This is a genomic window from Thermochromatium tepidum ATCC 43061 (genome assembly GCF_009664085.1).
GTDB lineage: Bacteria > Pseudomonadota > Gammaproteobacteria > Chromatiales > Chromatiaceae > Thermochromatium > Thermochromatium tepidum.
This window is the reverse complement of the sequence record NZ_CP039268.1, coordinates 1,532,386-1,546,061: the sequence shown is the minus strand read 5'-3', so window position 1 is coordinate 1,546,061 and position 13,676 is coordinate 1,532,386. Positions and strand designations below refer to the sequence as shown.

Here is a 13,676-nt window from a genome sequence, read left to right as displayed (position 1 = left end):
CTTGAATCTCGGGGCTTCCATGATGTGTCTTTTGGATAGAATGTCATATTCTAAACATTGATTCCGTCGACTGGTGTCGATTCACATCACGTCCGCACCCTGGGGTCAATCCTTCTGGGTGCCATCCGGTTTGAGCCGTCGAACATTCATGGACCGCCATCACCGATGAATGAAAATACCCCATCCCAGAGCGATGGAAGCGGCTCTGCCAAGCCTCTACCCTTCGACGGTTATGTGGTCTGCATCGGGGCCTCGGCCGGCGGTCTCGACGCCCTGGAGAAGTTCTTCAAGGCCTGCCCGACCGATCTTGGCGTCGCCTTCGTGGTGGTGCAGCACCTGTCGCCCGACCACAAGAGCATGATGAGCAATCTGCTCGCGCGCCACACCGCGATGCCGGTGACCATGGTCGAGGATGACATGCCGATGGAGGCCAACCATGTCTATCTGATCCCGCCCGGCGCCATCATGCATGTCTCCAAGGGGCACCTGCATCTGACCCCGAAGAGCCCACGCGGTCTGACCCTCCCGATCGACATCTTTTTCTCCTCGCTGGCCGAGGTCTATGAACGGCGGGCGGTGGGGGTCATCCTCTCGGGGACGGGCACCGATGGTACGCGCGGCGCGGTCGCCATCAATGCCGCCGGCGGTTTCTTGATGGCGCAGGACCCAGAGTCGGCCAAGTTCGATGGCATGCCGCGCAGCGTGATCGCGACCGGCCTGGTCGATGCCATCCTACCGGCTGAGGAGCTGCCGGCCCGGCTGCTGGCCCACATCCGCAACATCCCCTATCAGGAGCCCAAGCCCGAGTCGCCGCATCTGGTCGCCCACCCCAATATGACCACGGAGGAGATCCTCGCGGCCCTGCTCCATCTCTTGCATCAGGTCGGCGGGATCGACTTTTCGGACTACAAACCGACCACGATCAAGCGCCGAATCGATCGGCGGATGCAGGTGCGCCATACCCCGGACCTGTATCAGTATTACGAGCTGCTCGAACACGACCGCAACGAGATCCTGACCCTCAGGCGCGAGATGCTGATCTCGGTGACCAGCTTCTTTCGCGATCCCGAGACCTTCAATGCGGTCGCCGAGACTGTGATCGCCCCCATGGTCACCGAGCGCCCGCCCCATGAACCGATCCGGGTCTGGGTGGCGGGGGTGGCCACCGGCGAAGAGGCCTACTCCATCGGGATGCTCTTCATCGAGGCCTGTGAACGCGAGCATCGCTGGCCGAGCCTCAAGATCTTTGCCACCGACGTCGATCAATCCTGCATCGAGACCGCCAGCATCGGTCAGTATCCCGAATCGGCCGCCGCCGAGCTCTCGCCCGAGCGTCTGGAGCGGTTCTTCACCCGCAAAGGGGATCGCTTCGTCATCAAGAACGAGCTGCGGCAGTGTATCATCTTCGCCCGGCACAACCTGCTCGCCGACCCGCCCTTCACCAAGATGGACCTGGTGGTCTGTCGCAATACCCTGATCTATTTCAATACCGCGGCGCAAGAACACGCCCTGCGCTCACTGCAATATGCCCTGCGCGAGGGCGGGGTGCTGTGGCTCGGATCCAGCGAGTCGCTCTCGGCCTCCACCGAGGGCCTCCAGACCATCAGCGCCAAGCACAAGCTGTTTCGCCGGGTCGGTCCCATGTCCCTGCCGCCGCTGGAACGCAAGGGGGCGGCCCTGTTGACGCCCCCGACGCTCAGCAAGGCGACCTCGCCCTTGAGTCGCTCCCGGTATGGCCACGGCGAGTCCTCGATCGCCACCCTGGGTGTCAATGCCCTGCTGTCGCTCTATACCCCGCCGGCGATCGTGGTCAATCAGCAACACGAGGCCATCCATCTCTTCGGCGACGTCAACCCCTATCTCCAGGCCCGTGAGGGCGCAGCCAGTCTGGAGGTCAGCCGCCTGTTGCTCGACCAGCTCAGGCCCGTGGCCGCTGCCCTGCTTTACAAGGCGACGCGCGACCGCGGCTCCATCGTCTCCGACCTGATCGAGGTCAGGCTCAAGAATAATGAACGGCGTCAGCTGCGGCTGGCGGCCCACCCGCTCCCGACCGATGGCGATGAGCGCCTGACCCTGCTCTGCTTCGAGGTCGCACCCAATCAGGCGCTCAGCACCGAGTCCGAGCCCATCGATGTCGATGCCGAGACCATGGCGCGCATCGAGGTCCTCGAGCGCGAGCTGGCCGCCACCCGCGAAAGCCTCCAGGCGACCATCGAGGAGCTCGAGACCTCCAACGAGGAGCTCCAGGCGACCAACGAGGAGCTCATGGCCTCTAACGAGGAGCTCCAGAGCTCCAACGAGGAGCTCCAGTCGGTCAATGAGGAGATGAGCACCGTCAATGCCGAGTTCCAAGAAAAGATGCTGGTGCTCAATCGTCTCAATGCCGATCTCGACAGCATGGCCCGGGCCGCGGGCGTGGCGACCATCTTTCTCGATGCCGAGCTGCACATCACCCGCTTCAGCCCAGATGCGACCCAGATCTTCAAGCTCCGCGAGTCCGACGCTGGCCGTCCACTGAGCGACATCTCCCATGTGCTGCGCTATCCGCGTCTGCTCGAGGATCTGCGTCAGACGCTCCTGACCCAGCGCCCGATCGAGACCGAGGTGGTCACACTCGACGACAAGAAGACCTATCTGGTACGCATCCTCCCCTATCTGATCCCCTCGACGACCGTGAATGGCGTGGTCGCCACCTTCGTCGATGTGACCGCCTTCCACGATGCACGCCGGCTCCAGTCGATCCTGGATGCCCTCCCTGAGCACATCGCCGTCCTCGACCACAGCGGCTGTATCCTCATGGTCAATGCCGCCTGGCGCCGTTTTGCGCGTGCCAGTGGCGACAAGGGGCTCACCCCGACTGGCCCTGGGGTGAACTATCTGGAGGCCTGTCGGATGGAGATGGAGGCCGAGGGGGACTATGCCGAACAGGCCTGTCGCGGACTGCAGGGGGTGCTGGAGGGCCGCCTTCCGACCTTCTCGCTGGAATATCCCAGTCACTCCGCCGACGAAGAGCGTTGGTTCGTCATGAATGTGATCCCAGTGATGAGTCAGGACATCGGTGTGGTGGTCAGTCACGTCAATATCACCCCCTGGCGGCGGAGTCGTAACGCTTGAACCGACATCGACCCAATTTCACCCAGTTGCGTGAGCGCGCCGAGCGGGCGATCGCCGAGGGCAAGGCGGGTTTGGCGCTGGATCCGGGGGGCGAGAAGGCACTAGAACTCTCGCACCTGATCGAGGAACTGCGGATCTATCAGGCCGAGCTTGAGCTCCAGAACGAGGAGCTGATCCAAGCCCAGGAACGCCTCGCCGGTGTCATGGAGCGCTATCGGCGGTTGTTTGAGTCCCTGCCGATCCCGGCCCTGGTGGTCGATGCCAACGGTTTCATCGTCGAGACCAACCAACAAGCGCACGCGGAGCTGGGTATCAGTCATGTGGCGTTGCAGCGCGGTTCGCTGTTCCAACTCTTTGACTTCCCGAGCCGCACCCGGCTGCATAGTCTCATGCGCACCCGACTCGATGTCGGTCTCCATCGCTTGGAGTGCATGGCCCTGAAGTCCGGCGGTGAGGGCAAGACCTGCTATGACCTGCACCTCCTGCCCTTGAGCCTGGGCCCGGCGGATGAGCGACAGCTCCTGGTGGTCTTGGTCGATCGGAGTGCCGAGCAGGCGCTGCATCTACTCTCGCAGGAGCTCATGCAGGCCAAGCAGGCGGCCGAACAGGCCAATGCCGCCAAGGGCGCCTTTCTGGCCAACATGGGGCACGAGCTGCGCACACCCATGAACGCCCTGATCGGGTTCTCGACCCTGCTGCTCGAGGGGCGCGAGGCCATGACCCCGCACCAGCGCGACTATCTGCAAAAGATCCATGACGCGGCATCGGCCCTCTCCAGCTTGATCAACGACATCCTGGACTATTCCCAGGTCGCCTCCGGCGATCTGCACCTGACGCCCAGGCCGCTGGATCTCGATGCCCTCCTGGAGCGCACGTGCCAGCTCTATGGACCCAGCGCCGAGAAAAAGGGGCTTGCCTTTTCCTCTCTCAGGGACTTAGACGTACCCCAGGTGCTCGCGGGCGATCCGCTGCGTCTCCAGCAGGTGCTCGATCACCTGGTTGACAATGCCATCGCATTCACCGAGCGCGGCAGCGTCCAGATTCGGGTCGAGCGGGCCACCCCCCCCGAGTCGTCCGGCGCGCCGACGACAGACCCAGGGTGCATCCGAGTGCGCTTTGCGATCGAAGACACCGGCTGCGGTCTGACGCCCGAACAGTGCCAGGGGCTCTTTGTCCCCTTTCAGCAGGGCAATATGTCGGCCAGTCGCGGCCACGGCGGCGCCGGTCTGGGTCTGAGCCTGAGCCGCGGGCTGGTCGAGCGGATGGGTGGAGAGATCGGGGTCGAGAGCCAGTTGGGCGCCGGCAGCCGTTTTTGGTTTACGGTCCCCTTGCGTCTGGTCGAGGGGACCGAGCAGGACGCTTTGGAACCCGTCCCCACCGACACGCCCGCACCCAGTGCGCCTCCAGTCACGGCGACCCAGCCACTGGATTTGGATACCCTGCACCTGAAGCTCCAGACCCTGGTCTGGATGCTCGACAACCGCCAGGGTCGGGCACGCCGGCTCAGCCATGAGATCGAGTTCCTAGTGCAGGGGTCTGACTTAGAGGCGGACTATGCCCCGATCGCCGCGGCGATCGCCCGACTCGACTTCGAGGAGGCACTCATCGGGGTACGGGGTCTGCTGCGAACACATAATTGGGACCTGGCATGAAAGAATCCGAGCTTCCGCGCATCCTCATCGTCGATGATACCCCGACCAACATCGAGATCCTGCTCGGGATGCTGGAAGACAGCTATGACACCCGCTTCGCCACCTCCGGGCGTCAGGCACTGGATTTGATCTCTAAGACCGCCAAGCCGGACCTGATCCTGCTCGATGTCATGATGCCCGAGATGGACGGCTATGAGGTCTGCGCCGCGCTCAAGTCCGATCCGAGCACCCGCGAGATCCCGGTGATCTTTGTCACCGCGCGTACCGATACCGAGAGCGAGGCCCGCGCCCTGGCGGCCGGGGGCGTCGACTTTGTGCATAAACCCGTCAACAAACCCGTGCTGCGCGCCCGGGTGGCGCTGCATCTGGAGCTGGAACGACGCGCCCGCGCCCTCCAGGCGGCCAATGCCGAGCTGACGCGCCATCGCGATCATCTGGAAGACCTGGTGCATGAGCGGGTATGCGAACTGGCGCAGGCGCGCGACGAGGCCGAGAGCGCCAACCGTGCCAAGAGTGTCTTTCTGACCAATATTGGGCATGAGCTCCTCACGCCCCTGCATCAGATCCTGGGTCTGGCTTATCTGGTTAAGCACGACAATCAGGACGAGCATACACGGATACGGATGGAGCAGCTCGAACACGCTGCACAGCGACTGCACCACATCATCCATGATCTGCTGACGCTCAGCCGGGCCGAATCCGAGCGGTTGGTGCTGGAGGTCGCTGATTTCGACCTGGAGGCATTGTGCGCGCGCGCCATCAGACGCTTCGAGTCGGAGGCCCGCACCAAGGGGCTTGAGCTGGTTCGGCACATCGAGTCGGATGTGCCGCGTTATCTGCGCGGTGACGCACTCCACCTGGAACAGATGCTTGGCGCCCTGCTCAGCAATGCCGTCAAGTTCTCCGAACAGGGGCGGATTCGGCTCATGGTCGCGCCGATCGAGTTGCGCGAAAAGGCCGTGACCCTGCGTTTCGCCGTCGAGGATCAGGGGATCGGTCTGTCGCCTGAGGCACGCGCCACCCTGTTTGAGCCGTTCCGCCAGGGCGATGGCTCCACGACCCGTCGCCATGGGGGCATGGGTCTGGGGCTGGCCCTGGTCAAGCGTCTGGTCGCGCTCATGGGCGGCGAGCTTGGGGTCGAGAGTACCCTCGGTGAGGGGAGTGTGTTCTGGTTCAGTGTGCGTCTGCCCATCGCCGAAACGGCAGCGGTCGCGCCAGATCAGCATCCAACCACCGTTGACGAGGAGAGGCTGAACCAGGCCGTCGAGGATCTGGCGAGGCGGCTGGAGCAGTACGATGTGACCGCGCATAGGGTCTATTTCGACGCCCCGAGTCTCTATGAACCCGCACTGAAGGGGCGCGAGGAGGCCTTTTGCAAGGCGCTGGCCGGCTATGACTTCGAGGCGGCGTTGGCGGTGTTGCGGGGGGCGCGCCCTGAGGGCTGAGGTGGGCGGGGACGGGCCGCGCACCGTGCGGCCCATCCCCGGCGGTGGGCGTTGACCCGGGCGCTACTTCATCCGCCGCACCGCCTGCTGGAAGTTGGACATCGGCGACTCGCCCACGCCCCACCAGGCATCTGCGCGCTTCTGGAAGGCCATCATGGAGTCATAGAGCCGCTTGAAGGTTGGGTTCCTGGTCGATTCCTCGGCATAGACCTGATGGGCGGTCTCATAGGCCTTGAGCAACACGTCGTCGGGGAAACGGCGCAGTTCGGCCCCCGCGGCGATCAGGCGTTGCAGCGCGGGTGGATTCTTGGCGTCATAGCGGGCGAGCATCTCCAGGTGCGCCTCATTGGCGGCGACCTCGAAGGCGGCCTGATAGCTCGGCGGCAAGGCAGCCCACTGATCCTTGTTCACATAGAACACCAGATGGGTGCCGGTCTCCCACCAGCCGGGGTAGTAGTAATACTTGGCGACCTTGTGGAAGCCGAGCTTCTCGTCGTCATAGGGCACGGTCCATTCGGCCGCGTCGATGGCGCCACGCTCCAGCGAGGGATAGATCTCCCCGCCGGGCAGCGACTGGGGCACGGCACCCAGACGCGAGAAGATCTCGGCGCCGAAGCCGGGGATGCGGATCTTGAGTCCTTGGAGATCCTCCAACGACTTGATCTCCTTACGATACCAGCCGCCCATCTGGGCGCCCGTGCTGCCGCCGGGGAAGTTGAGGATGTTGTACTCGGCGAACATCTCACGCAGCAGCCCCATGCCCTCATCGGCCATCACCCAGGCGGTGAGTTGGCGGGTATTGAGCCCGAAGGGCAGGGTGGTATCGATAGCCAGCGCCTTGTTCTTGCCATAATAGTAATAGGATGCGGTGTGTCCGCACTCGACCGTGTTCTGTTGCACGGCATCGAGCACGCCGAACGCGGGCACCAGCTCGCCGCCGGCAAAGACGCGGATCTCGAAGCGCCCTTCGGTCAGCTCAGCGACCCGCCTCGACAGGGTCTCGGCGCCGCCGTAGATGGTGTCCAGACTCTTTGGAAAGCTCGAGGCCAGGCGCCATTTGATGGTCCGCCCCTCGGCGCGGACCGGGAGTGCGACACTGGCCCCGGCCGCGAGCGCGCCAATCCCTGTGGTCTTCAGGAAATCACGTCGTTGCATGGTAGGATCCTCACGCGGTCGTGGTCATTGGTTATTGACCCGGCCCTTAAACAGGCCAGATCAATCCAGGGCCTGGATGCCCAGGCGCGGTCATCAGCCGCTTAAGGAAACGCTGAATAAATCGCGTGTCTCTCAATCGCGGCTGAAGCCGCTCCTACCAAATCAATTGGTTACGCGATAAGGTTTTGCCACGAATGGAATAAATCAGCGTTTCCTTAAGCTGAGGCCGGGCCTCGACCGGCCTTGGCGTTGCCCCAAAAGACCAAGGAAGGTCTTTGGGGGCCGAATTAATAGGTTCGTCAGGGATCGGGCCTCGGGTGCGACGCGCCGACGTACAGGCGCCGCCTCGGTCTTACGACCGCAGACCCGATCGGGCTCACCGACTCAGTAACGCCCACCGGTCTTGAGCAGATAGTTGCGCATCTCGGCGCTCTCGAGGTTCATGCGCATCAGGTTGCTGTGGGTGATGCGGAAGATGGCGCGCATGACCTTGAACACCAGGCGCGGATGGGTCTCGACCAGGGTGTCGAAATCCTCTGGCTCTAGGGTCAGGACGGTGACTGGTTCCTCGGCGCGCAGCGCGGCGCGGCGGCGGGTGCCATCGATGAAGGCCCGGGTGCCGGCGCATTCGCCGGGTCGCATCTGATAGACGGTCTCCTCGATCTCGCCGACCCTTTTGCAGACGCAGAGTCGTCCGCGCGTCAGCACAAACAGCGTGCGGCGGTCCTCATCCTCGTCGACCAGGGTCTCGCCGGCCTGAAGTGAGATCACGCCCATGCGCTCGGCGAGCACCCGGCATTCGTCGGCGTCCAATTCCCCCCCCAGCGATGAGCCGGCGAGGGCCTGGGCTTTGTCGATGTCGGTCATGGTTTTGGCTCCAGAATCCGCGAAAGGGACACTATCATACCGAACCCGGATCCAGAGGACACGGCTGAAACCTGGGCCGGTCTTGCGGACCGGCCCATCACTTGTAAAGAGCACTCTCAGTCCTTGGCCGCCCCTATTGTGCCCTCATCCTTCTTCTCCGGGAAGAGGAAGGAGGCCAGGACCCCCAGCGCCAGCACGCCGAGCACCACCATCAGGCTGGTCCCGGGCGAGATGTGCAGGCCCGTATCGCCGATGGCATGGTTCCAGGACTGCAATGCCATCTTGCCGGCGATATAGAACAACAGCACGATGACCGCCTTCTCCAGATGCACCAGATAGCGCGTCAGGGCCGCGAGCACGAAATACAGGCTGCGCAGACCCAGGATGGCGAAGATCATGGCGGCATAGACCAGGAGCGGCTCCTGGGTCACGGCGATCACCGCCGGCACCGAATCGAACGAGAACGCCAGGTCCGAGGTCTCGATGGTCGCCAGGCACAGGAAGGCCGGGGTGGCATAGAGCGTCCCCAGGCGCGTGACCGACTTCTGGCGCTCGGTCTCCTCGCGCCCGACGAACAGCTCCTCGTGTCTGACGAAGAAGCGGTCGAGATGCAATCGGGTATAGATCGGCATCATCTTGCCGGTCAGGCGCACGCTCCAGTGGTCGGAATAGTCCTCGATCTCTTCGTCCTCACCGCGGCTCTTGAGCATCTGCACCCCGCTCCAGCCGACCAGGGCGGCAAAGACGAACCCGACCCAGGGGCTGGCCATAAACAGACTGGTGCCGATCAGGACGAAGATGGCACGAAACACCAGCGCCCCGATGATGCCCCAGTAAAGGATGCGGTGTTGTAAGCCCGAGCGGATACCAAAGGAGGCAAAGATGGCCATAAAGACCATCAGGTTATCGACCGAGAGGCTCTTTTCGAGTACATAGCCGGCCAGATAGAGGTCGGCCCACTCCTTGCCGAAACGCCCCCACAGATAGCCGTAGAAGCCAAGCGCCAGCACGATCCAAAACACCGACCACTTGGCCGCATCGGCGACGCTGATCTCATCGACCTTGCGGTGCGCGAACAGGTCCAGATAGATGGATACGGCGACCACAGTGATGAAGATGAGGATGGCCTCCATCGGAAAGCCGAAATGCTGCATGGGTATAGACTCCGGGGTTGATGTGGATGGGTGGTTTGAGACAGCGGCAGCCTAGTCGGACCGCCGGATCCGTTGATGAAGGCCGCGAGCATAGGCCAGATTCGAGGTCTACTCCAGTCCAGACGCTTAGAGTATCGCTGGGTTAACCCGGTTACCCGATCTCCCACACCCAGAGCCACAGATTGAGACTTACGAAGGCCAGGAGCGTCGTGATCACCAGCGCCTTGGCCGGGATCTCGCCCTGGTCATAGCGCTCTGCGATCAGCGGGAAGATGGTCACCATCGGCAGTCCGGCCAGGATCAGTGCCGCCTGACCGAGCGTCGGGTCCAGGGTCGGCACCAGCCTCAGCATCCCCATGGCCACAAGCGGATGGAGCGCCAGCTTGCCCGCGGCGATCGCCGTCGCTGGACCGAGCGCACCCCGCACCCGCTGCCCAGCCAGACTGCCACCGATGGCGAACAACGCGACCACCGCCGCCGAGCCGGCCAGCAGTTCGAGGGTGCGTCCGATCGGCACCGGCAGGTGCCAGCCGAGCGCGGCGAATACCAGTCCGGCACCGATCGCCAACAGGATCGGATTGGTACCGACCGTGCGCAGCACGCGTCCCAGCATCCACAGCACCTTACCGCGTCCGCGCTCGCGATGGAGCTCGGTCAGGATCAGGGTCAGCGGCAGGATGATCAGCACCTCGGTCAGAATGGCCATGACCACCGCGATCAGGGCCGGGTCGCCAAGCAATTGCACCACCAATGGATAGCCGATATAGCTGCTGTTAGACATCGACAGCCCCATGCCGAAAAAGGCATTGTCGAGCGGTGAGGTGCGACGCGCGATGGAGGCGACCAGCACGCCGATGCCGTAGGTGATCAGCGAGGCGCTGACATAGACCAGCAGGAAGTCGGGCACCAGGATGCTGTCGAGCGAGCGCTTGGAGAGGGTGTCGAACAGCAGCGCGGGCAGGGCGAACAGCAGGGCATAGCGGCTCATGGCCACCGCCCCCTCGCGCGGCATCCAGGCCCGACGCACGGCAACGAAGCCGAGCGCGATCAGAAGGAAGATGGGAGCGGTGACGGCAAGGATAGCGAGCAAGGGGGACTTCCTGAGTCGGGGTGATCGAAGGCGGGCGTTGCCTGTCTCTTGGCCGCCGCGTTGCGACAAGACTAATGGGTTCGGGCGAGTTCGGAAACCGTCGTTTGGTGTGGACAGGTTGCACGAACAGCGACCACCGTCATTGGATCGTATCGACTGATAATTGTCATTGATAACGCAAATTTTATTTTGTCAGCCATCTTGATGAGGTCGCGGAAGGGGTGCTCTAATTTCCACACCCTTTGGAGGATAAAGGCCGTCACGTCCGTGGCGCCTCGCAATAACGAAAAGAGATACAACGAGATGGCAACCACCGATACCTTCTACGAGGCGATGCGCCGGCAGGGGATCAGCCGGCGCGGGTTCCTCCAGTTCTGCACCATCACGGCCGCGACCCTGGGTCTGGCGCCCGGCTTCGCGGGTCGCATCGCCGAGGCCATGGAGACCAAACCGCGCATCCCGGTGCTCTGGCTGCACGGTCTGGAGTGCACCTGCTGCTCGGAGTCCTTCATCCGCTCGGCCCATCCGCTAGCCTCGGATGTCGTGCTGTCGATGATCTCGCTCGACTACAACGACACGCTCATGGCCGCCGCCGGTCATCAGGCCGAGGCGATCCTCGATTAGATCCGCCATCAGTACAAAGGCCGCTACATCCTGGCCGTCGAGGGCAATCCGCCGCTGGGTCAGGACGGCATGAGCTGCATCATCGGCGGGCGTCCCTTCCTGGATCAGTTGCGCGAGGTCGCCGCCGACTGTCAGGCCGTCATCGCCTGGGGCACCTGCGCCTCCTGGGGCTGCGTACAAGCGGCCCATCCGAATCCGACCCAGGCCGTCTCGATCGACAAGGTCATTCACGACAAGCCGATCATCAAGGTGCCCGGCTGTCCGCCGATCGCCGAGGTCATGACCGGCGTCATCGCCTACATGCTGACCTTCGAGCGTCTGCCGGAGCTCGATCGCCAGGGGCGGCCGAAGATGTTCTACGGTCAGCGCATCCACGACAAATGCTATCGCCGCCCACACTTCGACGCCGGTCAGTTCGTCGAGTCCTGGGACGACGAGGGTGCGCGCAAGGGCTACTGTCTCTACAAAATGGGCTGCAAGGGGCCGACCACCTACAACGCCTGCTCGACCACGCGCTGGAACGATGGAGTTTCGTTCCCGATCCAGTCGGGGCATGGCTGCATCGGCTGCTCGGAGAAGGATTTCTGGGACAAGGGCAGCTTCTACGACCATGTCACCGACACCCGCGTTTTCGGCATTGAGGCCAACGCCGACGCCGTCGGGATCGCGGCCGCCGGCGCGGTCGGCGCGGCCATCACCGCGCATGCGGCGGCGAGCGCCGTCCATCGGATCAAACAGCGCGCGGGTGCCCAGCGCACCGAGGATGAACAGGCATGAGCGTTCAGACCCCCAACGGCTTCCAACTCGACACCGCCGGGCGGCGCGTCGTCGTCGATCCCGTGACCCGCATCGAGGGTCACATGCGGTGCGAGGTCAATCTCGACGCGGACAACGTCATCCGCAACGCCGTCTCGACCGGCACCATGTGGCGCGGTCTGGAGGTGATCCTGCGCGGTCGCGATCCGCGCGATGCCTGGGCCTTCACCCAGCGCATCTGCGGTGTCTGCACAGGAACCCATGCCCTGACCTCGGTGCGCGCCATCGAGGATGCGCTCGACATCCAGATCCCGGAGAACGCCAACTCCATCCGCAACATCATGCAGTTGACACTCTACGCGCACGATCATCTGGTGCATTTCTACCATCTGCATGCGCTCGATTGGGTAGACGTGGTCGCGGCGCTCAAGGCCGATCCCAAGGCGACCTCGGCGCTGGCGCAGTCGATCTCGGACTGGCCGCTGTCCTCGCCCGGCTATTTCCGCGACGTGCAGACCCGGATCAAGCGCTTCGTCGAGTCCGGTCAGCTCGGTCCCTTCACCAACGGCTACTGGGGCAATCCGGCCTACCGGCTGCCGCCCGAGGCCAATCTGCTGGCCGTCACCCACTATCTGGAGGCGCTCGATTTCCAGAAAGAGATCGTCAAGATCCACACCATCTACGGCGGTAAGAACCCGCATCCGAACTGGCTGGTCGGCGGCGTGCCCTGCGCCATCAACATCCATGACACCGGCGCTGTGGGCGCGGTCAATATGGAGCGGCTGAATCTGGTCTCCTCGATCATCGACCGCACCATTGAGTTCATCGACAAGGTCTATCTGCCCGACCTCATGGCCATCGCTTCTTACTACAAAGACTGGACCTATGGCGGGGGCTTGAGCTGTCAGGCCGTGCTCTCCTATGGCGACATCCCGGAGCGCGCCAACGACGATTCGTCCGACAACCAGTGCCTGCCGCGCGGCGCCATCATCAACGGCAAGCTCGACGAGGTCCACGAGGTCGATCTGCGCGATCCCGAGCAGATCCAGGAGTTCGTCGCCCATTCCTGGTTCAAGTACAAAGACGAGTCCAAGGGACTGCACCCCTGGGACGGCGTGACCGAGCCGAACTTCGTCCTGGGTCCGAACACCAAGGGCAGCCAGACCCGGATCGAGGCCATCGACGAGAACGCCAAATACAGTTGGATCAAGGCTCCGCGCTGGCGTGGGCATGCGATGGAGGTCGGGCCGCTGGCGCGCTACATCATCGGCTATGCCAAGGGCATCCCGGAGTTCAAGGAGCCGGTCGAGAAGGTGCTGACCGACTTGCAGCTTCCGGTCTCGGCGCTGTTCTCGACACTCGGACGCACGGCGGCGCGCGGGCTGGAGGCGTCCTGGGCGGCGCACAAGCTGCGCCACTTCCAGAACAAGCTGGTGGCCAATCTCAAGGCCGGCGACAGCGCAACCGCCAATCCCGAGAAATGGGAACCCAAGACTTGGCCGAAACTGACCAAGGGTGTCGGCACCACCGAGGCCCCACGCGGTGCGCTCGGTCACTGGGTGGTCATCGAGGAGGGTAAGATCGCCAACTATCAGGCCGTGGTGCCAACCACCTGGAACGGCTCACCGCGCGATCCAGCGGGCAATATCGGCGCCTTCGAGGCCGCGCTCCTGAACACGCCGGTGGCGGTGCCCGATCAGCCGCTGGAGGTCCTGCGCACTCTGCACAGCTTCGATCCCTGTCTGGCCTGCTCGACGCACATCATGAGCCCGGACGGCGAGGAGCTGACACGGGTCAAGGTCCGCTGATTTGGAGGCTA

At 63.5% G+C, this 13,676-nt stretch carries 8 protein-coding genes and 1 pseudogene; 5 read left to right on the top strand and 4 right to left on the bottom strand.

The features are described from left to right. The first annotated feature begins 165 nt into the window (after positions 1-165). From E6P07_RS07015 to E6P07_RS07005, 3 genes are read left to right on the top strand one after another with little or no spacing between them, the layout of a single operon-like run. Positions 166-3,114 (top strand): chemotaxis protein CheB, encoded by a 2,949-nt coding sequence (locus E6P07_RS07015; RefSeq protein WP_153974950.1) that lies wholly within the window; start codon positions 166-168, stop codon positions 3,112-3,114. Then, positions 3,111-4,766: a sensor histidine kinase gene (locus E6P07_RS07010; RefSeq protein WP_153974949.1), complete on the top strand. Its 1,656-nt coding sequence runs from the start codon at positions 3,111-3,113 to the stop codon at positions 4,764-4,766. Before E6P07_RS07015 ends, E6P07_RS07010 begins: the two co-directional genes overlap by 4 nt. After that, positions 4,763-6,211, top strand: coding sequence for an ATP-binding response regulator (locus E6P07_RS07005; RefSeq protein ID WP_153974948.1), 1,449 nt, complete (start codon positions 4,763-4,765; stop codon positions 6,209-6,211). Before E6P07_RS07010 ends, E6P07_RS07005 begins: the two co-directional genes overlap by 4 nt. 63 nt (positions 6,212-6,274) lie before the next feature. Here the strand turns inward: E6P07_RS07005 and E6P07_RS07000 are convergent, their stop codons facing one another. From E6P07_RS07000 to E6P07_RS06985, 4 genes are all read right to left on the bottom strand, one after another. After that, on the bottom strand, positions 6,275-7,366 hold the full coding sequence (locus tag E6P07_RS07000; protein WP_153974947.1) for a TRAP transporter substrate-binding protein: 1,092 nt from the start codon (positions 7,364-7,366) through the stop codon (positions 6,275-6,277). A 384-nt stretch (positions 7,367-7,750) separates the two neighbouring features. After that, positions 7,751-8,233, bottom strand: coding sequence for a Crp/Fnr family transcriptional regulator (locus E6P07_RS06995; RefSeq protein ID WP_153974946.1), 483 nt, complete (start codon positions 8,231-8,233; stop codon positions 7,751-7,753). Between the two features lie 116 nt (positions 8,234-8,349). Next, positions 8,350-9,387: a TerC/Alx family metal homeostasis membrane protein gene (locus E6P07_RS06990; protein WP_153974945.1), complete on the bottom strand. Its 1,038-nt coding sequence runs from the start codon at positions 9,385-9,387 to the stop codon at positions 8,350-8,352. Positions 9,388-9,538: 151 nt separating this feature from the next. Beyond that, positions 9,539-10,477 (bottom strand): AEC family transporter, encoded by a 939-nt coding sequence (locus tag E6P07_RS06985; protein ID WP_153974944.1) that lies wholly within the window; start codon positions 10,475-10,477, stop codon positions 9,539-9,541. A 303-nt stretch (positions 10,478-10,780) separates the two neighbouring features. Here E6P07_RS06985 and E6P07_RS06980 point away from each other — a divergent pair. Beyond that, a pseudogene (locus tag E6P07_RS06980) lies at positions 10,781-11,878 on the top strand (hydrogenase small subunit). Next, complete coding sequence (locus E6P07_RS06975; RefSeq protein ID WP_153974943.1) at positions 11,875-13,665, top strand: nickel-dependent hydrogenase large subunit; 1,791 nt, start codon at positions 11,875-11,877, stop codon at positions 13,663-13,665. Before E6P07_RS06980 ends, E6P07_RS06975 begins: the two are co-directional and overlap by 4 nt. The last annotated feature ends 11 nt before the right edge of the window (positions 13,666-13,676 follow it).

Bases quoted from the DNA above. Each gene is read 5' to 3' on its own strand.
- E6P07_RS07015 (WP_153974950.1), top strand. From the start codon at position 166: ATGAATGAAAATACCCCATCCCAGAGCGATGGAAGCGGCTCTGCCAAG.
- E6P07_RS07005 (WP_153974948.1), top strand. From the start codon at position 4,763: ATGAAAGAATCCGAGCTTCCGCGCATCCTCATCGTCGATGATACCCCG.
- E6P07_RS07000 (WP_153974947.1), bottom strand. From the start codon at position 7,366: ATGCAACGACGTGATTTCCTGAAGACCACAGGGATTGGCGCGCTCGCG.
- E6P07_RS06995 (WP_153974946.1), bottom strand. From the start codon at position 8,233: ATGACCGACATCGACAAAGCCCAGGCCCTCGCCGGCTCATCGCTGGGG.
- E6P07_RS06990 (WP_153974945.1), bottom strand. From the start codon at position 9,387: ATGCAGCATTTCGGCTTTCCGATGGAGGCCATCCTCATCTTCATCACT.
- E6P07_RS06975 (WP_153974943.1), top strand. From the start codon at position 11,875: ATGAGCGTTCAGACCCCCAACGGCTTCCAACTCGACACCGCCGGGCGG.